The 25,377-nt window shown below is 26.2% G+C and carries 6 protein-coding genes and 1 pseudogene; 6 read left to right on the top strand and 1 reads right to left on the bottom strand.

The genetic code is table 11. From position 1 onward, the window contains the following. Positions 1-7,688 precede the first annotated feature (7,688 nt). Positions 7,689-9,338, bottom strand: a pseudogene (metG, locus tag GFV14_RS03165) (methionine--tRNA ligase); the annotation flags it as partial. Between the two features lie 1,120 nt (positions 9,339-10,458). Between metG and lgt the strand changes: the two are divergent. The 6 genes from lgt to rpsA all read left to right on the top strand — a co-directional run bounded on the left by lgt (position 10,459) and on the right by rpsA (position 25,370). Then, on the top strand, positions 10,459-11,358 hold the full coding sequence (lgt, locus tag GFV14_RS03160) for a prolipoprotein diacylglyceryl transferase (protein WP_457914222.1): 900 nt from the start codon (positions 10,459-10,461) through the stop codon (positions 11,356-11,358). Between the two features lie 60 nt (positions 11,359-11,418). After that, positions 11,419-12,270: a thymidylate synthase gene (locus GFV14_RS03155; protein WP_457914221.1), complete on the top strand. Its 852-nt coding sequence runs from the start codon at positions 11,419-11,421 to the stop codon at positions 12,268-12,270. 6,013 nt (positions 12,271-18,283) lie between these two features. Next, a complete protein-coding gene (gene pgm / locus GFV14_RS03150; protein ID WP_457914220.1) occupies positions 18,284-19,918 on the top strand; it encodes a phosphoglucomutase (alpha-D-glucose-1,6-bisphosphate-dependent) in 1,635 nt (544 codons plus the stop codon). A gap of 1,079 nt (positions 19,919-20,997) precedes the next feature. Next, on the top strand, positions 20,998-22,086 hold the full coding sequence (gene serC, locus GFV14_RS03145; RefSeq protein ID WP_457914219.1) for a 3-phosphoserine/phosphohydroxythreonine transaminase: 1,089 nt from the start codon (positions 20,998-21,000) through the stop codon (positions 22,084-22,086). 756 nt (positions 22,087-22,842) lie between these two features. Next, entirely contained in the window at positions 22,843-23,523 is a 681-nt protein-coding gene (gene cmk / locus GFV14_RS03140; protein ID WP_457914218.1) for a (d)CMP kinase, read from the top strand. Positions 23,524-23,696: 173 nt separating this feature from the next. Continuing rightward, positions 23,697-25,370 carry a 30S ribosomal protein S1 gene (gene rpsA, locus GFV14_RS03135; protein WP_457914691.1) on the top strand — a complete coding sequence of 558 codons (1,674 nt, stop codon included), beginning with the start codon at positions 23,697-23,699 and terminating at the stop codon, positions 25,368-25,370. The last annotated feature ends 7 nt before the right edge of the window (positions 25,371-25,377 follow it).

Below are 25,377 nucleotides of genomic sequence, written 5' to 3'. Positions count from 1 at the left end.
AGTATTTGATATGATTTTACATATATCGAAATATGAAACTTTATTAACAGTTTTCCACTAATTATCTTCAATTTTGTTAAAATTATTTTTGTTTAGTGAAGTCATTCTTATCTTTTTTAATCAGATGAACGATAAAATTAATATTCTTTATTATCTATTGTGATAATTATAATTTTTCTCGAATCATCGTTAATTCTTAAAAGACAGTATCAATATTCTTATACTTACTAAAATCACACTATTTATATTATTAAAGTTCATTGATCCTTAATATGATTCAAAGTGAATATTCAGTATAAATAAGCTTATTTTCTTTAAGTAGGAAAAAAACTAATCATTAACAATAAACTGTATATTTACTTTATAATAATTTTATTCATGATACTGTTATCATAATGTTAATTACACAGAAAGATAATAATAGATTGTTTTGATATTATTGAATAGCTGAAATACAGTAGTATCTAAACTTTCTTAAAGATCAGTACATTAAATAATCATATAACACTTAAGAAAAATAATTATTCTCTATAAAATTAATATTAATTGTTAATTAAGAATATTAATTGTAATAACAATAAGAATTGTTCATATAAATCAGTTGGTTTACAGTACATTTGTTAGTAAGTGCTCATGAAAATAATCTGATTAAAACGTTAGACTAACTAGAGTAATGATAAATCTATATAGTATATTGAATAATATTAGAAGCGAAGTTTCAATATATATCTTGAATGTGTTTATTATGACTATATTATTTATATAATACATGAATGTATAAAGTAGAAATTTTAGAATAATTTGAATTATTTTAAAAACTATTGTAATATATTATATATAGAGAGATGTATACAAAATCTTTAATATATGCAGATCGTTCATGACAAGACTGATTGTTTTATAAAACAACTGATAAATGTGGTTAAGTAAAAAATATAGATCCACTAACAATTGAGTTCTAAGTGAGCATATTAATAAAATGTAATTTCGTACTGAGTGTTAATGTATGGATCAATAGGCATTTCACTTAGTTAGTCAGTGGGAGTGTTGGGAATTAAAGACAACGATGTAGTAAGCTGTTAAATACAATAGGTTAAATGGAATAAAGTTAGTGTTATTTATGGGTATTGTAGTATGATAAAAAGTTTGACATTCATTTCATTTTTATTTATAAAAATTTATCTAGGCTTTCTGGTTCTTGTGTCTACTAATTTTCAGAAATTATTCGGTGTTTTTATTTTTACGAAGTTTATGTGGTGACGAGACATTTATATATCCCAGATAACATCTCGGTATACAGACATCAGAATTTTATTTAAGTCAAGTAACTTATTCTGAAGAATAATAAGATGAGTATAAGATTTTTAAGTAATATTTATAATTTTTAGTTATTTAGTAAGATATTCAGTATTGAAATAAAGTAAAATAATAGTTACAAGAAGAACAATTTTAGATGTGACTCTATACATTTTATCAATAGACATTTTCAATAGCAACGTGTAGAATTTCTCAAAGTGCTTGCAGTACAAATTATAAACTTTTTTAAATAATAGTTACGCTAGTAACTGATTTGGTTTATAGTTAGTTGAATACTGATAGTCATGTCCTTAAACTAAATGTTCGTTACTTTATTCTATGTTAAAAATTACTCTTTCTTCATTGTATTACTAGAAAAATTTTAAATGTTAATCGTTAAAAAATTAGGCGTCAAATACTATATGGATTCTATGCACTCACTGCTATTTTTTTCATCTATTCAGTTAATTAAGAAGTGAATATCGAATAACAATCTACATAATTTTTTATTTAGAAAATATAAGACTACTATAAATAAGATTTAGCTGTACAACAAAGCCCGTGTATTTAATTTTATTAGCATTCTTATATTTTTATTGAGAGATGTTATTGCTATTGTATAGTGTAACTTTGATTTAATTGTTCATGGAGGTAAGAATCACGTGTTTCTATATTTTATCTGTAGTATTTCTTTATTATGAAGATAAAAAATTTTTAGATTATATGTTATTTTATTCATACGTTTTAAATTAATATACAATATTAAAATCAATAATTTGATTACTTAAGAAAATAAAAGTTTCCTTTAAGAAATAAAAGTAAAATATTATTTAAAATAAATAATCTATCAATCTCAACTAAATGACGTTAATTACCTATATTATCTTTGTAAGCCAACAATACCTACACTACTCAGATCAATTAATATATAAATTTTTATTACTAACTAAAATATCACTCTAACTATTACGTTCTAAATTAATGTTTTTAATATTTAAGGTATTAATACTGTAAAGTTAATATGTAGAGTTTTTTATTATAAATTTATTTTTTTAATAACACTCTATATGCTTGTTAAATATAGTTTTAAATTAACATTTAATAATATATTATTGCATATAATCATAATAGGAAAAATAAAACTCTCCTGAAAATTATACGAATAAATAATTTTTAAAATTGATATGATAATATTCAACAAAATGACGCATAATAGATTGAGAAATATGTTCAGTATTAAAAGAACTACATTAACACTTAGTACATTTCAGTGTTATTTCGTAGTAGTTAAAAATATAAAAGATAGGTAAATAACTAATAATTATTATTATATGTTAAATAAAATTATAATTAATATTGCCATTAATCAATATCTTATGCAGTGCATCGAATTTAAACTATACAAATTTAGCCAATATATTAATATATAGATAATTTATGGTCATATCTATTTCATAGATAGTATTTTAAAATAAATTCATTTATTGTACTTATTAATATTTTCAGAAATTCATAAATTGATTAAAGTAAAATATAACATAAAAGAGTGTACTTTACTATTTTTATAACTTAAACTTACTTGAATAATAAATATTATTTAATGTGTTTTACAATTTCTCTTAATTCTAGGTATTTGTTTACTTTACGATATATTTCTTTGAATGATAATATTTTAGTTATTTGTTAAATACGAAACTAATCTATTTTAAAATTTTTTATTAATCTTTATATGTTTATACGTAATGTTTTTCTTAACTTTATTGTATTACTGATTAGTATAATAGCAATATAAAATAGAGGATTAACGTGTATCAAAAAAATACTAACAATCTTATCTTTTTATAAATTAATCTTTATAAATATTAATTTATATTTATCTATTAAATTTATTAATGATATTCAATAGTATTTTGTGTATTAATATTTTTAATTATTTAAATTTATAATAGAAATTTATATTATTTAAAAATAATAAAATATCATAATAATGAAATATTAAAAATGTCGCATCTATCTATTGAAAAAAAATTTAAATTTTATTTTATTAACATTGGGTAATGTTCCTAGTAATCACTTATTATTAATTTTTAAAATAATTTAATTAACGAATTAATCTATTTTATTCATTATAATTCATTACTTTTAAAGTATAATTAGAAATCGTGAGATTAATATTATTAATATTTATTACGTGTTATTATATTTAAGATACTTTTTATATATATAAAACATAAAAACTATTTAGAATTTTAAACGTTGACAAGTATAACAGATAAATTAGTATTAGTTTTTATAAAATAGTAGACATGTTAATACTACTATTGTATGACAGCATTCATTTAAAAAGATTTTTATTGATATTTAAGAAATTAAATGATTTATATATTTTATTTTAGTAAGAAATCTATTTTAATTAAAATTAAAAAATAAATAGCATTATTATTTATTTTTGTTATTTATTTCGAATAAGACTAAAGTAAGATAATGATTTTTATTTATCTAATTTTTATAGTATGATGCATGATATTAAAATAAATAAGATCTTACTTATTCTTAGAAAGTGCATGTTTATATTCTTAAATTAATCTCTTAAAATTTTCAAAAAAAACATTTTAATAAATTCAAAAATTTTATTAAAAATATATTTAAAAAATTAGAAGATGAAACTCAGATATTACTAAATCATCGTAATAAAGTAATTCGCTCAAGGAATAAGAATATGCATAGTAAATGTACAGTAATGCACTCTTTTTAGTAAGAAATATTTTATTTTTAAATCACATGTATGATTTTTTTAAACGAAATTATTTTTATATTACACTATTAAAGTGAGAAAAGTTTACACTAACGGCATGAATCAAAAAATTTTTAATAAATGTACTGTTTTTGAGGTGATTCTTTGAAAATCTTCTTTCACACAAAGTGAATACATATAAGGTTTTATACTTGATTCTATATCTTAAAAAAGATTGCTAGTAGGCATACTTTAAATAGTTTTTACGAGAGTATTATATATTGCTATTTTAAATTTGGAAAATTGTTAAAAACATAGTGAAGTTTTTAGATGAAAAGTTAAAAAATCTAATTAATAAGGTTTATGTGAGTAATAGTGAGAACGTTAATATAAGCATTATAATAATTGATGTTAAAATAACGAATAAACGATCATGCTTATGAAAAGATTATTATATGAATCGATTAAGTGTTCAGCATTACATAATATATTATCATAGATAATAAAAATTTATTTCATAAAAAGAAATTTTGATAAGGTATTTGTTATAGAAAAAATACTTTAATAGTTTCAATTTACACCGAAATGACTTACATATATAACATATAGTTTAAAATATATTTATTATTATAAGCTTAATGCTTTATATAATCTATATTATATACTGTCTGTATATTTTTTAAAATAGTTACAATAATAAATTCTACGCCTTGAATGTAAGAAATATGAGAAAATTTAGATTTTTAAATGAATATCAAGTTGACTAAAACTATTATTGAATTTAGAAAAATTGTAAGATGTATTTACATACCTGATTTTATTTTTAGTTTAGTTTTTTATCTTTTGATTGCACAGAAGAATACTGAATAGGTTATGTTTATTGACATTTTAATACTTATAAGTTATTTCAACAATATACTATTATGTAAAATAGAATCTTATTCTTAATAGAAATTATTCTATTTAATAGTTTTTATATTTTCAATGATTCACTTTTTTGCATGTAACTCAAGATTCTTTGAAGAGAAGCCATGTTGGATTAAACTCTATTTATTTTTCATATTATCTTATAAAATATTCGTTTTTAATTACTATTTATTTTTTTGAATCAAACAGTTATGTGAAACTGTATATGAATCTCTTATTACCACTAAAATCACGCAGCATAACATCACCATCTTTCATAAAAAATTATCTCGTATTATAATGTTATGTGGTGTTTGTGTTTAGTTTGATAACACTGAAACTAAATATGGTTGATTTAATTGCTAGAATAGTACACAATGGTTTAGATTGAAGTTTTTAAAATGCATTGTAAGTTGTCATTTCTTATATAATTTATTTTAACTTAAAAAATATATTTATATGATGTATGTCACATAGTGAAATACACTAATTTTATTGGGTTGTTAATGTAAAGAGATCATTTCAGATTATTCCTTTGAATATTTTGAGTAAAGTAATTTTGCTAAACTTCGTGTGAACTTAAAGTAAGGTGTATGATTGATTTCACAAATAATTTTAACGAGATTACAATCTAAAATTTAATGATAGTTTAAGAAATAGTAAAATGTAATAGTATAATACGTAGTTTTTAATAGTTTTATAGAAAAGTTTTATTTGATTAGTGTCATGAGTGCGCAGCATTATTAGAAAATTTAGTTTGTCCATTATGACTCTAAATAAAGATATTCATTTTGTTAATTGAAAAACAAATGTACAAATTTCAACTTTAATACACAAATTGTTTTCTACTAATTTCATCATAAAACAGAAGACTACTCTTTTAATAAAAGAAATAAAATTATATGATTTATGCAATGAATATCCTGTAGATTTCATGTATATTTTAAAAGGATAGATATAAAAGTGTTTCTATGTAATAGCTAGTATTAGTTGTAGTTGAGTAGTTGTTTTATAACTAAATTTATAACTATCTAAATAATTATTTTATGCAGTTTCCATAAAAGTAATTCTATATACATGAGAATATTACACTATGATCATTAAAAAATTAATTTAAGATATTCAGCGTTTCTTTGAGATTAATATTAATCTTAAATTTTATAATTAGAAAAAATGTATAATGTAAGTAAAGAACGCATGATGTTACTAATGAAAATATAAAATAACATTAATGAATGAGATAAATTTTTTAGAACATGATGTCTTAAGGAGAAAATAATAAGTTTTTAAAATAGTGAGTTGTAGTGAAATGTGAATAGGAATCCATAAGGTATAAAATTGGGAATAGTAAAGTATTCTCTCTAATATTCTAGATATTAAAATATATTGGAACTTATAATAAAAATTCTTCAAATAAAATCAGTGATAGTGATTATTATGAAAATTCTGCCTTGCATGAGTAAAATTAGTGCTAAAATCTTAAGTATCACAATTAGTTATAGCAGTAATAGAAATGTTTTAAACATCATTATTGAGCTTTATTTAATGTGAAAGACTAAAAATATTTACATTGTGTGTCTTTAATATCTTTCTCGATACAATAAAGATATAAATCTAATTCTTTTAAACTGAAAGTAAATGATATTACATTGTATTACATAGTTATGTGTGTTGATAAAATTTTAGTATAATAATTCGCGGTATAATAATGGCAATAGTAATAAAGAATATTGCATTTAATAGTAATGATTAATTTATTTCATTATTGTGTGCTATAAAATATAGTAGATGTTAATAGTAATAACTCTTAAATATATTTTTAATATTGATCGTTTGTTTATTTGTTTTGATGTTTGTAAGTACGTTAATATTCTATTTTTAAGGAAAGAATCGTTGATCTAGCTGTGTGCATATGTATCGTTCTTGTTATGTATATAAGTGAGCGCTAAAAGTACTGATCATAACAATGAGACAACGCTGATACGAAACAAACGAGAATAGGAGAAAAAGGTTGATTAAACTATTTCTAGTACATTATACTATTAATACTAATTGATAGAAATAAATAGTATCATATTTATTTAGTAGCAATGTTTATAAGTATTTTCTGAATAAATGAAAGCAATCTATGAAGATAATAACAAAAAGGCTTAACATGTTAATTATCTTCACTAGAACAATAATATCGAGATAGCGTTAGTAATAAATATTAATGATGATATAAGTAATTAAATCATATAAAAGCAGATAAGTATTGCGATTTGATTATTATATCTTGAGCAATCTCTAGACTTTTGGTTACGAAAAATATATTTACGTTGTAATTAATTAGTTTTTTATCTTATAAACAATAAGATAACAGTTTTAAAAATAAAGAATGATGCCTTTTATATTTTTTATGAAATCATAAAAAATTCTGCTTATAAGTTTTGGTCAGTCTATTTTAGACACATATTTTATTATGTGTTATTATTAAGATAAGATAGAAGATGTTTTGTATAATATAAAATCGTTATTTTCATACCCAATCAACATTTTATGTTTTTTGATTGTGAGAGTATGTAGTGTATTTTTAGCATAAATTACACTTACGTTTCTGCTAATATCTAATTATAATTGAGGTATTTATTAGATTCTGCAAAATTAGTTTATTTAATAAGTCCAATGTAAAAGTTGATTGCAGAAGCATCATCAAATTATAATTTTTAAATTAAGTATTTAGAGATGGCGCTAATTAATACTCTTCTAGAGTAATGTTATTTTTTGATCTTTCAATAATAGCGTCTACATTAGCCATTTCGATACGCGTACATAATGTTTGAAATGATCTAATTGTATGATGAGTTAATGGGACTAATATCGAATCCCATGTTAACTCAACATTAAGAAATATTTCAGCACGTCTTACTAAATTCGGAAGGACTGGTTTCAAGTAAATCATAATTAAACGAAATAGATTGATACCCATTGAACAGATAGCTTGCAAATCTTGTTCTTTGTTTTTTTGTTTAGCAACAATCCACGGTGCTTTTTGATCGACATAACGATTAGCTAAATCTGCTAAAGTTATAATTTTACGCATTGCCTTACTATATTCTAGTTTGCTATAAGCATCACCGATGAATTGCGCAGCGTCAATAAACTTTTGATTAAGATCAATATCTTCTAATTGATCAGACAATTGACCAGAAAATCGTTTAGAAATAAAGCTTGCATTACGTGAAGCAAGGTTTACAACTTTATTCACGATATCACTATTAAATCGTTGAACAAAGTCTACTAAGTTTAGATCGATATCATCAATGCCTGATGATAGTTTAGTAGCATAGTAATAGCGTAAGCAGTCTGCATCAAGATGTTCAAGATATGATCTAGCAGTGATAAAAGTACCCCGTGATTTAGACATTTTAACACCATTAACAGTAAGGTGACCATGCACAACTAAATTAGTTGGCTTGCAATATTGACTGCCTTCAAGGATTGCTGGCCAAAATAAGCTGTGAAAATAAATAATATCTTTACCAATAAAATGATAAATATTAGTTTTTGAATTGTGATTCCAAAACTCATCAAAATTTAAGTCACTGCGTTTGTTACATAGATTTTTCAATGAACTCATATAACCTATAGGTGCGTCTAACCAAACATAAAAATACTTACCTGGAGCATCTGGAATTTTAAAGCCAAAATAGGGCGCATCACGTGTAATATCCCACTGCTGTAAACCAGATTCAAACCATTCTTGTAGTTTATTTACAACTTGTTCTTGTAAAGTTCCAGAACGAGTCCATGCATACAACATGTTGCTAAATATAGGTAGATCAAAGAAAAAATGTTCAGTATCGCGCATCTCAGGAGGAGTATCTGAGAGTACTGATCGTAAGTCAATTAACTCTATTGGGCTATAAATTGCACCACATACTTCACAATTATCACCGTATTGATCTTTGGATTTACAAGTTGGACAGGTACCTTTGATGAAACGATCAGGTAAAAAAATTTTTTTTTCAGGATCATAAAGTTGTGAAATTATACGATTTTTAATAAAACCATTTTTTTTGAGTGTATTATAAATATGTTCTAAAAATTCTTGATTTTCTTCACTATGTGTGGAATGATAATTGTCATAGCTAATAGTAAAGTCATTAAAATCTTTTTGATGCTCTTGCTTTACCGAGGTAATCATCTCTTCAGGTGAAATACCTAGTTTCTGAGCTTTAAGCATGATTGATGTGCCATGCGCATCATCCGCGCAGATAAAGTACACCTCCTTACGACGCATTCTGTGATAACGTACAAAAATATCAGCTTGAACATGTTCTAAAATATGACCAAGATGGATTGGTCCATTAGCATAAGGCAATGCGCATGTGACCAGTAATTTATTTTTGACTTGATACATAGTAATGATCTGAGTTCCATGATGAAAAAGAATTCATATCTTAACTGATCAAATCGTTCCTTGCTACAATAATTAAGGATGATTTAAGTGATTAATCATCATTGTATTTAGTTTTTCATATATTATCTACCTCATATCATGCGTTATGATTCTTAAAAAGTAAGAATGTTATGGTTTTGAGTCGTTTTTTAAAGAAAATCTTTACGATTTATTAAATTTTAAGCAAAAAATGTTGTATCTTAATAGCTGTCAAAGATTTTTTAATCTTAGTTATTTTTATGTATTATGTTTAAAATAAAAAGTTTACAGAATTGAGGTGAATTGAGCTATCTTCTAATAAATTATATCTTCGTTGCTAAATAAGTAACAAGTGCTCTTAAACATAGCATATAAGAGCAGTCTTTATGTTTTAAATATATTTAAAAGTGGTTTCTAGTGTCACATCTCACTTAGAGAGTATCTGAAAATCTCAGTAAGAAGATTTGATATACTACTTTTGAAATTTTAAAAGAAACCATTATAAATAAAGTTCAGTTTAGTATAAACTTATATAAGTAGCACTTAAAATTACAAGATAATTTGTCTCAATATTTCTTCTTAAAAGCATTAAACATATAGATATGTGTAATCAAAATATTATACAGTAAAATATTTCCAAAATTAAATGACCGATCAAATTCAAAACTCGATTAAGTATAACTATTAAAATTTCAGAAAAACAGATAACTGTTATGAACAGAAAATTATTCTAATATTTTTTTCTTATACAAAAATATTGTTTATGAATAAAAATATGTTAATAGATCTAGGTCATACCGGCATAATATTTTAGAACAGTATTTAATATAACATTAAGTTTAGTGATTGAGATCACAACGAGAAATAAAATTCATAGTTTTTATATAATATTGACGTTTGAAATGGTTCGTGCATTAATTTTAGTTAAAAAATTGCTGAATGAGAAACTTATAGTAGATATTAAAATATTATTTGCCTGCAATTTATGCATTTAGCTCTTATTGTTTTACTTTTTACAAAAAATCACAAGTTTTATACATTTATAAAAGATATATATTCTGATATATATTAATTTTATCTGAAAAATTAAAGAGGAGAACCAATGAGTAATAATTACTTGGCTTTTCCTAAAATTAATCCTGTAATGTTTTCAATTGGGCCAGTATCTCTACATTGGTATGGTTTCATGTATCTCATAGGGTTTCTTTTTGCGTTATGGCTAGGGGGCCGTCGCGCAAACAAACCTAATAGCGGCTGGAAAAAAAATGAAGTGGAAAACCTACTCTATTTTGGTTTTTTAGGTGTCCTGGTAGGAGGCAGGTTAGGTTATGTTTTTTTTTATAGCTTACCTTTATTTTTTGATCATCCCAGTTACTTATTCAAAATTTGGGATGGTGGTATGTCATTTCATGGCGGATTAATTGGTGTTATCATTGCTATGATGTGGTTTGCACGTCATACGCTTCGACGTTTTTTGCAAGTTTCTGATTTTGTTTCTCCTTTAATTCCTTTTTCGCTTGCTATAGGTCGTTTAGGCAATTTTATTAATGGTGAATTATGGGGGCGTGTCGTATTAGACATACCATGGGCTTTTTTATATCCTAATTCACGCAGTGAAGATATTCAAATTGTATCACAAAATACTTCATTAATACCTATTTTAAATCACTATGGAATGTTGCCTCGTCACCCATCGCAGCTTTATGAAATGTTTTTAGAAGGTGTGGTACTATTTTTTATTTTAAATGTATTTATACGAAAACCTCGTCCAATAGGAAGTGTATCGAGTCTATTTTTAATTGGTTATGGTGTATTTCGTATTATAGTTGAATGTTTTCGACAACCTGATCCTCAATTAGGTTTATTTTATGGTATTAGCATGGGACAAATTCTTTCAGTACCAATGATTGTTGTCGGTGTTTTTATAATTATTTGGTCATATAAATATGGTAAAGATATTTCTAAAAATCAATATGACAAAACGCAAAAATTTAGTAAGTAATTTAATATATTGAGATTATTGTTGTCATATATTTCTAGTTTATAGAGTAAGAGAGTATTTATGAAGCAGTATCTTCAGTTATGTAAAAGGATCATTAATGATGGAGAGTGGGATGAAAATAAACGCACTGGTGTTCGTTGTTTAACTGTGATTAATGCCGATTTTGAATATGATGTTGCTAATAACCAATTTCCTTTAATTACAACCCGAAAAAGTTTTTTTAAGTCTGCTATCGCTGAATTACTCGGGTATTTACGTGGTTATGATAATGCTGCTCAGTTTCGTCAAATTGGTTGTAATACTTGGAATGCTAATGCTAATGATAATCAAGCTTGGTTAAATAACCCTTATCGTAAAGGTAAGGATGATATGGGACGTGTATACGGTGTTCAGGGTCGTTCTTGGCAGAGACCTGATGGTTCATTTTTTAATCAATTTCAAAAAGTTGTGAATAACTTAAAACATGACATTGATGATCGTGCTGAAATTATCGCTTTTTATAATGCTGGTGAATGTGAAATGGGTTGTTTGCGTCCTTGTATGCACACTCATACATTTTCTTTATTACAAAATACGCTTTATCTAACATCTTACCAACGTAGTTGCGATGTTCCTCTTGGTTTAAACTTTAACCAAGTACAGTGTTTTGTTTTACTTGCGTTAATGGCTCGCATAACTAGTCATAAAGCAGGTAAAGTTTATCATAAAATTGTAAATGCTCATATTTATGAGAATCAGTTGCCACTTATGTGCGAGGTACAGTTAAAACGAGAACCTTTTCCTTTACCTTCATTGTTGATAAATAAGCGAATTAAAACATGGAAAGATATTGAGACCTGGGTGAGAACTGATGATTTTGCCTTGGAAGGGTATCAATATCACCCGGCTATTCAGTATCCCTTTACTACATAAACATAAGAGTGAAATTTATTTCATATGAGTTATTTATTATTATTTAAGGCACATATAATGTTGTAGTTACTTAAGATTGTTTGAGATCAGATAAGATAATATCAAAACTGAATATATGTTACTTTAGTAACACTAATAAGCGAAATAATAATAATCGTTTTATGATGAAACTGAAATTTAATGCATTTATTTCTACTGTTCACACTACAGATCAAGGATGTTAAATTAGCTAAAATTCTCTTGTATAGTTTTTATAACAACTAGTACGCCTTATACAGTTAATTTCTTATATGAATTATAAGATTTTAAGTATTTTAGTTTTCTAAAGTTTTTCTATTTCCTAGTAAATAACTGGTTAAATGTTTTTATATTAACGTTTAGATCGATACTTTGCGTTCTTTGTGATTGTACTAACATGCATAAATCAATTAATGATTTTTATTAACGTTTGTACTATGATTAAAAATAGAGCTTATTAGCGCATGCTGAGCATATCTTCCGCAATTACTTGAAGATGAAATTACACTATATATATGACTAACTGTTAGCTTCATTATCAGACATAGTATGTGTTATATACATAGGGCCTATTAGTTATTAATAGTTTTAAAATTATAACAGATGAATATTAATTTATATTTAAATTTACATCATTCTTTTTTCTTTCCAAGTTGGTTGGTAGTAGAAATAAAAAATATAATAATAGATTTATCTGAGAATTTTTAAAAAGAAAAGTGATGCTTTGATAACTGTATAAAGAAGTAAAGTAGTAGATTACATTAAAGATAGCGATAAAAATTAAGATTAACTGTTAGTTGAATAATTTTATTTTATTAAATTTAATTTTCTTGTCCCGTGCAATGAATAATCCTTGAAACAGTGTGTAATTATGTTAAACAAAATAGCTTATCTAAAATTAATGATTTACTCTAACACAAATTCTAGAATCTATAACTGACGTAATAAAATGTTTAATCTACAAAAAAACACTTTGCGTTTATATTAATATAACTTTTCGTTGATGTATTGTGTGAATGTGGAAGTTAACATTGTTTCGTAAAATCTAGTATCATATATAATGAGTGTAGAAAAATATAATTTTGTTATTCTACACATATAAAATGTCATAGTAAAAATTTATAGGTTTGAAACTATTAAGTATAATTTTTAATAGTTTATACCTCTTAAAACTTTTTTAACCCTCGTTATTAAAACATAACTGAATAAATCGTTATTATATTATAATAAATTGATATAACTCAAACCAGTGATATTAAAAACATTTTAATTTTAAATGAATGAATCTATGCATGTGTTATACTAAATAAAATTAGGTTTTTATAAAGAAAAATGAAATATGAAGAATAAATGTGTTCAGCAATCGTTTTAACAGAAAGATCAGTTGTATTTTTTAACAGTCTATTGTAAAAATGATTGTAATAGATCATCCTATTATTATTTAGGATTAGAAATTTAGTGCGTTCTATTGGTGTATTTACTAATTTAAGTGATGTTCGTAGTTACTGAATCACTAAGGGCTATACGGGATTATAAGATTTTAAGAGATTGAACATATCAATGTCGCAAGCATATCAAAAATTTTATACGACAGTATAAGATATAAGTAGAACGGAAAATTCTTAAGAGATGTCAAGATATTATATAGAATTACACTAGAAAGCGAGAATTGATATGTAGAAAATTACTAATGATACGATGATAAAAATCAAAAATATTATTGAGTATTGTGAACAATAATAAGACAATCTAAAATAGATAGATCTCGATAAGAGTAGTATTTATATATTTACATTTTTACATACCTAGAAATATTACTCTTATTTATTACTTTTATATTAAAATAATAATTAATATTTGAGAATATATTGAAACGTATGGAATTAGTTATATTTTATTACTTTCATAAGTGAATGGAGTATATAATATATATGTTTAAGATATTTTATCTATATCATAACTATTTATTAATGTATGCTTGATGTATTCAACTAAATATTGCGCAGTATAAAATCTTTTAAATTGTCTTTTTATTTGTAAAAGTGCTGATGTATTATTAAAGTATATGGAATCATACTTTGCGTATTTATAGTCAGATTATATGAGTTTATGTTTGATTTTTTTACTTATATCATAAAATTTTATGAGATTTATTAATGCTCTTCAATGTTTTATGTTAATAATTCTAAATATTCTATTAAGTGATCAACCATAACTTAGATAAATTGTTCTAACTATATTTTCTCTGTTTCAGCAGAATGAAATTTTTGAACTGTTTATCTTTTTGAGTTTTTGTGTTATTAGTATGTGTGATTTTAATAATTGACTATCAAGCAATATCTTATAGAAAAATATTTTTAATGACGCTGTTGTACCTCATATACATTAATTGCGTGAGTAATGTGCGTCGTAGTTGTTGAACTAATAAGAATTCCATTTTTTGAAATATTTCTTCAATAATATTACACTGCTATAAATATTATATTTCGAAAGAAATCTAACAAGTTAATTATATTTAAAAATCTAAATAATTTCTGATTAGTCACAGTAATTAGATTCGTGTTACTTTCATAACGCATATGGAAAAATGTTTTTCATATAGGCGATTATTATTGTAAATACAATACTGCTTTTTATAATTATAAAAGTGTTATTAATTAATATGATCATGCACTTATTGTCTTTAGTGAGTTGTGCGTACAGAAATTATTTCAACAGTTACTAACTTTATACGATAGTTTTAGTTCAAACTTGTATGAAAACTTGCAATTTTTTACAACTTATCAAAATATTTTTATTATATGCGGAATTAAATTTTTTATCATATTTATCATACTTTTTACACAAAAAGTAAAACCTGAAAGTGTGTACTGATAATAGGCATGTTTAGTAGTTTCCTTAATCTTTATTTTGAAATACATTCTTTATATCAAAGCGAAAGTAATGTATTTTAAAGATGCATAAATTAAAAAATCATCTTATATTTTTCTGGATCAGTCAAAATTATGATTTAGTCTCTAATTACTTTTAGATGCTAATCGTAGTATCTTCTAGAAAAATTCTTACTTGTTATCATGGTATAAAACGTTTATTGTTTGTCTTATTGAATCATATGCATATATACATTATAAAATATCATTAATTTAATATTGTTCATGACTAAAGGCGTATCTTTTTGATATTAGGTGGTATCTTTGGTCAGATTATTATTGTATTTTTAACCTATATTTATAGTAAGTAGCATTTAAATACAATCTTTTATGTGCTAGATGCATTTTGTCGTTGTGTACTTTTGACTGTCTTAACTATATAATTTTCTATTTTTCTAAGCATCTTTTTTTTAATAATTATTCAGTTTATTTTGAGATTCTTAAGTTTAAATTATTTAATAGTTTTCTAATTTGTATTTTCAGGGAGAAGCGCTTTTAATACGTGTTATCTTAATGGCTTAAAATATTATTTAACTTGAAATACTTTATAAAAGTTCATGCTCGTGTTAATTCGTTTTTACTACCTAGTTGCCATTTAATATAATACTTATTGTAAGTATATTATACTTCACTATAGTCATTTCAATTAATTTAGTTATTAATAAATCATTACTGGTTTATTTTATATCCCTCAATCTAAAATGAGATATAGATTATTCTCTGCAATACAATTCTATTAATTTGAAACGACTAAAAATTTTAATAGTAGCTACATAGATAGATATTTATTCATTCTATTATAAGTCATATTCTCATTGTGTACAATATTAAATTAATACAAATGTATTAAAGATCTATAAACTGCGTTATTTTTGTTTATTATAAAACAATACAAGTCAACTTATAGCTTTTGTAATATATTAGAGCACTCTATCTGAGTGTGTGGTTATCTAGTTTATTGATTACATGAAAAATGTGATAGTAGTAAGATTGTAATACAAAACTTAATGCTATTAAAAATAAGATAGGTGGAGATGTATACTACTAAATATGTCAGTTTAATATTATACTGATCACAATCAAAATAATTTAAGCAAAAGTAGTTTAAATGTATCAATTTTAATATTTCATTATGACCTAGAAATTAAATGTTTTAGCATACGTTTAAGATTTTCTATAAACAGTCTTAAAATTAGTTAGTAAATGTTCGTTTTCAGTAGTAAAGTTTTAATATATAGATGATTTTCATCAATATCACAATGAGATATAAAAGATAATGTTTTGTAACTAAAAATAATGTAATTTCAATTTGATATAATGATTGTAATAAATAATTAATATTTTATTTCACATAAGTTTGATTAATTTTTAATTACAGGAGTTATTTTAAAATCATGATATAAAAAATCAAATGTATTTTTTGAGTATATCTATTTTATATATGAGTAGTATTGTTGTATCTACTTATAAGATTACCATGCTTATTCTTTAATAATCAATGTTTACTAAAAAAACACTGATTATCATACTGCAGTGATCATAGTTTTTCTAATGATTTTTAATTTTCATCAATTCTTATACATTAAAAAGAATGGTTTATTAGATTTTTAATAGCCTACTAAAACTTTTCATATATTTTTAAAAGAAGAGCAATGAATTTCATAAAAATATTTGAACAAATTTAATGTTATCTCGTTCAGATAACAAAATATATATTTTATGAGTTCGTAATGTGCATGAGCTGTTTAGACTGTTTATATTAAATAGTGGTTTTTAGTAACACTTTCTTTTCAATAACGTTTCTAGAAAGAGTTACCTGAGAGTATTGTGTACTTTACAATGATAAAGTATCACAAAGAAAGATCAATTTATTTAGAAAAGATATAAACAAGTGTAGTTAGTGAGGTCTATATTAGTTGTGCTGATAATTTTCACATAACTTTTAACCTATAATATGAAAAGCGTTAAGAAAAGGAATACTAGTTGTAAAAAATCTATGTTGTAGTGAAGATTCGTGTAATAATAATTCGTAATATTTTGGATAGATAATAAGTCTTGAGAGTTTTCATCTTTAAGCAAAATTACTTTTCTGTTTGACATATGTTTCAAGCAATCTTTATTATATATTTATATTTTCTTTGAGAGAGGGAAATATAATGACCTTTATATTGTAAATATGATCGCTAAGAGTTGGTTTATTGAAGTTGAATGCGGTTATTTAGAATAATATTTTCTAATAAAGAGTAATTATGAGAGGTATCTAATATTCACTTTTAGTTTGTCAAGATATGATTTGTTATTTTTATATTTTATAAAAAATCCTTAAGCAGGTTTCGAAAGTTAATGCTAATTTATCACTGTTCTGATATTGCTATCTTATATAAAAATGAATAGAATAATCTTCACTTATTGAAAGATGAAGAGCTGTAACTGGTTTATATTTTAATATATTGAAATTTTATTTTTTAGGCAATCATCTTTTAATTTCAAAATAAGTTTTATCTCAACTGTTTAGACAAAAATGACAGTAGAGAAATTGATAAGAGGTTTGACTGTTGCATAACTATCGAAATATAGAATGTTAATAAAAGTATATCAGATGTTTTTTAGAACATGTTACATTTTAAATTGCGTCAATCAGTATAAAGACAATTTTTCAGAAAACGCATATAAAAATCTAGTAAAACACTGTTCTTTCTGACACGTATGAAGAAAACAGTAAAACATTTAATTATATAATATTTACCTCATAAACAATGTTATAGTTGATATACAATTATTTTGTTAAAATAATATATTCAATGAATGGTGATATTTATATTGATGTTATTAATGATTAATGAATATTATAAAATGTATGAAAGCAACTCGGTTTTCAGCATGTCCCAGTAGGTTATATTAGCGCATCACTAAAATAAATTCCAATTGAAAATGTAATATGTTTAATATCATTTTTTATAAAATGTCGTTTTTTATTAAGTGGGTTGAAAAAATTTATGACACTATCTAATAATTGAGGTAGTAGAGGTGTTAGTAATAAGATGCTAGTACTTTAGGGATAGTAAGTGACAATACATGAACGCGCAGGGCAGCTACCGTTTCAAACTGATTTGATTTATGTTGAAAAATTGAAAGCTCAATACTATCAACTACAACCATTGGCATATAATCTAAATCACTCTGTCAAGTTTGGTACCTCAGGGCATCGAGGTAGTGCGGCTCGAAAAAATTTTAACGAACATCATATTTTTGCTATTTCTCAAGCTATTGTTGATGTACGGAAAGAAACAGGGATAACAGGACCATGTTTTCTTGGTAAAGATACGCATGCACTTTCTGAATCTGCTTTTATGACAGTAATTGAAGTATTAACTGCTAATCATGTTAATGTTATTGTTCAAATGAATCATGGTTTTACACCCACTCCTTCTGTTTCTTATGCAATTCTTAATTACAATCAATCCCATCAAGATATGGCGGATGGGATTGTTATTACACCTTCGCATAATCCACCAGAAGATGGAGGAATTAAATATAATCCATCAAATGGTGGGCCAGCTGATATTGATCTGACATCAGTTGTGGAAAAAAATGCTAATCAGTTATTAGCTAATAATCTTGTCGGGGTTAATCGTATTGCTTTTGCAGATGCATTAGTAAGTGGCTATGTTACTGAAAAAGATCTTGTGATGCCCTATGTGATCGCGTTAGATGAAGTTATTAATATGAAGTCAATTCAAAAAGCTAGATTAAAAATTGGTGTAGATCCACTGGGTGGTTCAGGTATCGAATATTGGCGAAAAATTGCTGAATATTATCAACTAGACCTTGAGTTAGTGAACGATACAGTGGATCAAACTTTCTCTTTTATACCACTAGATCATGATGGTGTGATTCGTATGGATTGTTCATCTCATTGGGCGATGTCGGGTTTATTAAATATGAAAGAAAAATTTGATTTAGCTTTTGCTAATGACCCTGATTATGACCGACACGGAATTGTTACTCCAGAAGGATTGATGAATCCAAATCATTATCTTGCTGTAGCGATTGATTATTTATTTCAACATCGGCCTCAATGGGGTAAAGAAGTGATAGTAGGAAAAACACTAGTATCAAGTGCTATGATAGATCGTGTAGTGGCTGATTGTGGACGTAAGCTTTTGGAAGTCCCTGTTGGTTTTAAATGGTTTGTTAATGGTTTATTTGATGGTTCCTTGGGATTTGGTGGTGAAGAAAGTGCAGGAGCCTCTTTTTTAAAATTTGATGGGACACCATGGTCAACTGATAAAGATGGTATTATATTGTGTTTGCTTGCAGCTGAGATTACTGCTGTAACTGGTGAAAATCCTCAACAGCGTTATAATAAGCTAGCTGAAAAATTCGGTTCTCATGTTTATAGTCGTATTCAAGCAGCAGCAACTTATGAACAAAAAGTAAAATTAAGCAAGCTTTCTTCTGAAATGGTGTCTTCAAATACATTAGCAAATGATAAAATTACTCATTATTTAACTACGGCTCCAGGTAATGGTATTGCTATTGGTGGCTTAAAAATCATGACTGATCATGGCTGGTTTGCTGCCCGTCCATCAGGAACTGAAGAAGCTTATAAAATATATTGTGAAAGCTTTCGAGGTGAAGAGCATTTACAGAAAATTGAAAAAGAAGCTATTGAAATCGTAAGTAAGGTAATTTCTTGATTACTGATTGTGGATTTTTATTACTTGATTAGGATATATTTTAAAGCTAGCTTATAATGAACGTATTATAATAAAAAATTATCACTTTTTATTTATTTATTTATAATATTTAAGCATATCTAGTTAGTATAATTTGATTCACAACATTTTTTATTGTAAATATAATTTTGATATATCGTATTCTTGATTCAATTAATAAAATATATTGTAAACAATAGTGAGTGATACTACTGGAGCAGTTACTGCTAGTTAATTTATTTTATTTGCAAGATATCGTTATGGTTATGTGTTGTATCACAAATTCATATGATATTAACAACGGGGTGTAAGGTTTTTATGGTTTGTTTTATAATATATACAGCATATAATTTAGTACGATTTTTTTTAGAGATTTTTGAAAGACGATAACGTATATACCTCTGTTAAAATTTCTAAAGAAAAGCGCTTTAAAGTACTATACTTACTTGAATGATTTTTTGCAAATGTTATTAGCGAGGTCTTTTCCATTAATAGCGGAAAGATTAAAATAAATTTTTCGGTTATTAGTGTGTAAAAGTTTAAAATAGTGATGCTGGTTGTGAATAAGTGTATAATATGAGTAACAGTTTTTGCAATTAATGATAAATCGTGCTGATCTTAAGTTTTTCCTGTGTCATTTAGTAACGGATTAATAATATTTTAGATATATCATACATCTTTATAATTTGTAGCCGACACAAAACATTGATATAAGTAAAAGGCTTTGTTAGGAGATGGAGTGTATATGCATGCAATATTTTGAATGATATCTATAAGATTATGAGCATGTAATTGAAGTGGTAATCTATAATTAACTTATACTTTCAACGCAATGAGCAAGTTTTATACTATACTGATATATATTTTTTATTGGTAAGAATGTTACAAAATATATAAGAATGTTGAGATATATTTTAGTTTTAGTTTCTTAGTTTTATAAAGCTATTATTTATTATTATCATTGTGAAATATTAAAAATATTAAATATCTTCACAATATCTTTAAGTATTCAATATCTTCTAATTAACTTCATAGATAATATTAACAATATGGTGATGTTAATGAGTCAGGTTTATAATTTTAGTGCAGGTCCTGCAATGTTGCCTTTTGAAGTCATGCACCGTGCAAAACAAGAATTTCACAATTGGAATGGTTTAGGGGTGTCTGTTATAGAAGTTAGTCATCGTAGTAAGGATTTTATTGTTGTAGCAGAAGAAGCAGAAGCAAATTTACGTGATTTACTAAAGATTCCTCAAAATTATAAAGTATTATTTTGTCATGGGGGTGCTCGTGGTCATTTTTCTGCATTACCAATGAATTTATTAGGGAATAAAACAATGGCAGATTATGTCATTGGGGGGTATTGGTCAGTACTAGCAGAAAAAGAAGCGAAAAAATATTGTATACCAAATAGCATTCAAGCTAAACAAGAAAAAGAAGGTATAATTAGTATTAAGCCAATGAAAGAATGGGAATTACATCAAAATGCAGCTTATGTTCACTATTGTCCTAATGAAACTATTGATGGTCTAGCAATTCATGAAGTACCTGATTTTCCTAATGAAACAGTACTTGTTGCAGACTATTCATCTTCTATTCTCTCTCAACCTATTAACATTAAACACTATGGCGTAGTCTATGCGAGCGCTCAGAAAAATATTGGTCCAGCAGGTCTTACTATTGTGATTATTCGTGAAGATTTGTTAGGTAACGTATCAAAACAAACCCCTTCTGTTTTTGATTATACTGTCCTTGCTAAATATAATTCTATGTTTAACACACCATCTACATTCGCTTGGTATTTGTCAGGTATGGTTTTTAAATGGTTAAAATCATTAGGCGGATTACAAGAAATAGCGAAATGTAACTATGAAAAATCTCAGTTATTGTATAATGCAATTGATCATAGTAAGTTTTATATTAATCGTGTTTCCGTAACAAATCGTTCTTGGATGAATATACCATTTCAAACACAAACCCCGATGTTAGATGAAAAATTTATTCAAGAAGCTAAGGCAGAAGGTTTATTATCACTAAAAAACCATCGCATTTCCTCTGGTATGCGCGCATCTATTTATAATGCGATGCCTTTAGAAGGTGTGCAAACGTTAGTTAATTTTATGGAAGATTTTAAACGTCGGTACATATAAATTTTTATTTGTTCTATATTAATACTAATTTATTTAGTATTATTTTTTTGATACCACAATCATTTATCATATAGTATTGGAATATTAGTTATTAACCCGGATTTATAATATTATAAGTTATGTTTTATTGACGTTAACAGCAATAGTTTTCAAGTTGATACTTAATATTTTTATATTAAAATTAGCATAATAAACTCTGCAAGTCCCTTTCTTGTGACAATGAGAAAGGCTTCTGGAGTGCTGCTTTCTGTAGGAATAAGATAATATATAATATGTGGAATTATTGAGCAAAAGAGACTATTCAATTATATATTTCTGATTAAATTATGCAGGAAATTTTGAATAATATATTGCAGGATAGCAAAAGTGTAGTTATTTTTTAGATTTTATATAATGATGATATATAGAAATTTAAACTTTAATCCTCATTAAAATGCAATTTGTCTTCCATGAGCTTCATTGTGTGGTATCTATGTTATACTTTTAAAATCAAGTTTTGTGTATAATATTTTTAAGTTACTGCTCAGAATAGTATCGTATTTTGTATATTTTACATTTTCAAGTTAGCTAATATAAATATTTTTATAATAGTTAACTAAATAGTTTATAGTTTATGTTTTTTATAATTTTTACAATCAATATTGTATTGATTATATCAAAACGTATATAGTTAAACAACTGTTAGTAAATAGAGTATTAATCAAGAGTGTTATTGCAGGTAGCTCACTTCTTTTTTAGAAAAGGAAAATTTTTATTATGGATATTGCCCCTGTAATAAGTATTGATGGACCAAGTGGTTCTGGCAAAAGCACACTTTGCCAAGCACTGGCAACTAAATTTAAATGGAAAATTTTAGATTCTGGTGCAATTTATCGTGTTCTTACATTAGTCGCATTGCGTCATCATGTAGATATTAAATCTGAAGATGCTTTGGTTCCTCTTGTAGCTACATTAGATGTTTGTTTTGTGCTTAAAGAGAATCAATTACAGGTAATTTTAGAAAAGGAAAATGTCTCACATCACATTCGTACTGAAGTTATTGGTAATGCGGCTTCTAAAATAGCTACTTTTCCTCGTATAAGAAAGGCTTTATTATGGCGGCAACGTGATTTTCGAATTATGCCAGGATTAGTTGCAGATGGTCGAGATATGGGAACTGTCGTTTTTTTTGATGCACCTGTTAAAATTTTTCTTGATGCCTCAGCTGAAGACCGAGCTTATCGACGCATGAAACAATTACAAAATAAAGGGTTTGATCTTAATTTAAAACGCCTATTAATTGAAATACAAGAACGTGATAATCGAGATCGTTATCGTGCTATGGCACCTCTGATTCCTGCAAAGGATGCTTTAATGCTTGATTCGACAAATATGTCAATTAACAAAGTAATTGAAATAGCACAACTCTATGTAAAAAAAATTCTACAATTATCTTAATAATTAGTTGTATTTTAACTGATAATATAGATAGTATATATATTTACATGTTATGTTAACATTTATGTTATCATAGCTATACTTTATGATATAAATAATTGTAAAGCATGTGAAACAACCCCATTTAGCTGGAAGCTAAATAGATGTTAATTAAACTCTTGAAGATCATTAATATGACAGAATCTTTTTCTCAACTCTTTGAAGAATCCCTACAGAATATTGAAACCCGACCTGGTTCTATTGTCCGTGCTACAGTTGTTGCTATCGATAAAGATGTTGTTTTAGTTGATGCAGGTCTGAAGTCTGAATCTGCAATTCCAGTAGAACAATTTAAAAATGCTCAAGGTGAACTAGAAATCCAAGTTGGCGATACAATCGATGTAGCTTTAGATGCAGTAGAAGATGGTTTCGGTGAAACTATTCTTTCTCGTGAGAAAGCTAAACGTCATGAAGCTTGGCTAATGCTAGAAAAAGCTTACGAAGAAGTTAAAACTGTCACTGGCGTTATTAACGGTAAAGTGAAAGGTGGTTTCACAGTAGAATTGAATAGTATTCGTGCGTTTTTACCAGGTTCATTGGTTGATGTTCGTCCAGTTCGTGACACTACGCATTTAGAAGGTAAAGAGCTAGAATTTAAAGTGATTAAATTAGATCAGAAACGTAACAACGTTGTGGTTTCTCGTCGAGCTGTAATTGAATCTGAAAGTAGTGCAGAGCGGGATCAATTGTTAGAAAATTTACAAGAAGGTATGGAAGTTAGAGGGATCGTTAAAAATCTTACTGACTATGGTGCATTTGCTGATTTAGGTGGTGTTGATGGTCTTCTTCATATCACAGATATGGCTTGGAAACGTGTTAAACATCCAAGCGAAATCGTGAATGTTGGTGATGAAATTACAGTTAAAATTTTGAAATTCGACCGTGAACGTACTCGTGTTTCTCTTGGGCTGAAACAATTAGGTGAAGATCCTTGGGTAGCTATTTCTAAGCGTTATCCAGAAAGTACTAAACTCACTGGTCGCGTTACTAATCTAACTGATTATGGTTGTTTTGTAGAAATCGAGGAAGGTGTTGAAGGTCTAGTGCATGTTTCAGAAATGGATTGGACTAATAAAAATATTCACCCATCTAAAGTTGTTAATGTTGCTGATATTCTTGAAGTGATGGTTTTAGATATCGATGAAGAGCGTCGTCGTATATCTCTAGGCCTTAAACAGTGCAAATCTAATCCGTGGCAGCAATTTGCAAAAACTCACAATAAAGGCGACCGTGTTGAAGGAAAAATTAAGTCAATCACTGACTTTGGTATTTTTATTGGATTGAAAGGTGGGATTGATGGTTTAGTTCATTTGTCTGATATTTCATGGAATATTGCAGGCGAAGAAGTTGTTCGTGCATACAAAAAAGGTGATGAAATTCCAGCTGTTGTTCTTCAAGTTGATGCAGAACGCGAGCGTATTTCTCTAGGTATTAAGCAGTTAGAAGAGGATCCATTCAATAACTATTTAGCAACTATTAAGAAAGGTACAATTGTTACTGGTAAAGTGCTCTCGCTTGATGATAAAGGTGTGACAATTGACCTCAGTCTAGGCGTAGAAGGTTATCTTCGTTTGTCAGAACCTCCAAGTAGCCATAAAAACGATGCAGCTTTAATTATAAATGTTGGTGATAATATTGAAGTTAAATACGTTGGTGTTGATCGTAAAAACCGTCTTATTCATTTATCTATGCGTGAAAAAGATGAGACTAATGAAAAAGATGCTACCGCTACTGTGAAAAAACAAGAAGAAACTAATTTTAGTAATAATACAATGGTTGAAGCGTTTAAAGCAGCTAAAAGCGAATAATTTAGTT

The sequence above is a fragment of the Candidatus Hartigia pinicola genome, assembly GCA_020541205.1.
Lineage (GTDB): Bacteria > Pseudomonadota > Gammaproteobacteria > Enterobacterales > Enterobacteriaceae > Hartigia > Hartigia pinicola.
Note: the sequence above shows the minus strand (reverse complement) of the source record. Positions and strands in the feature narration are given on the sequence as shown.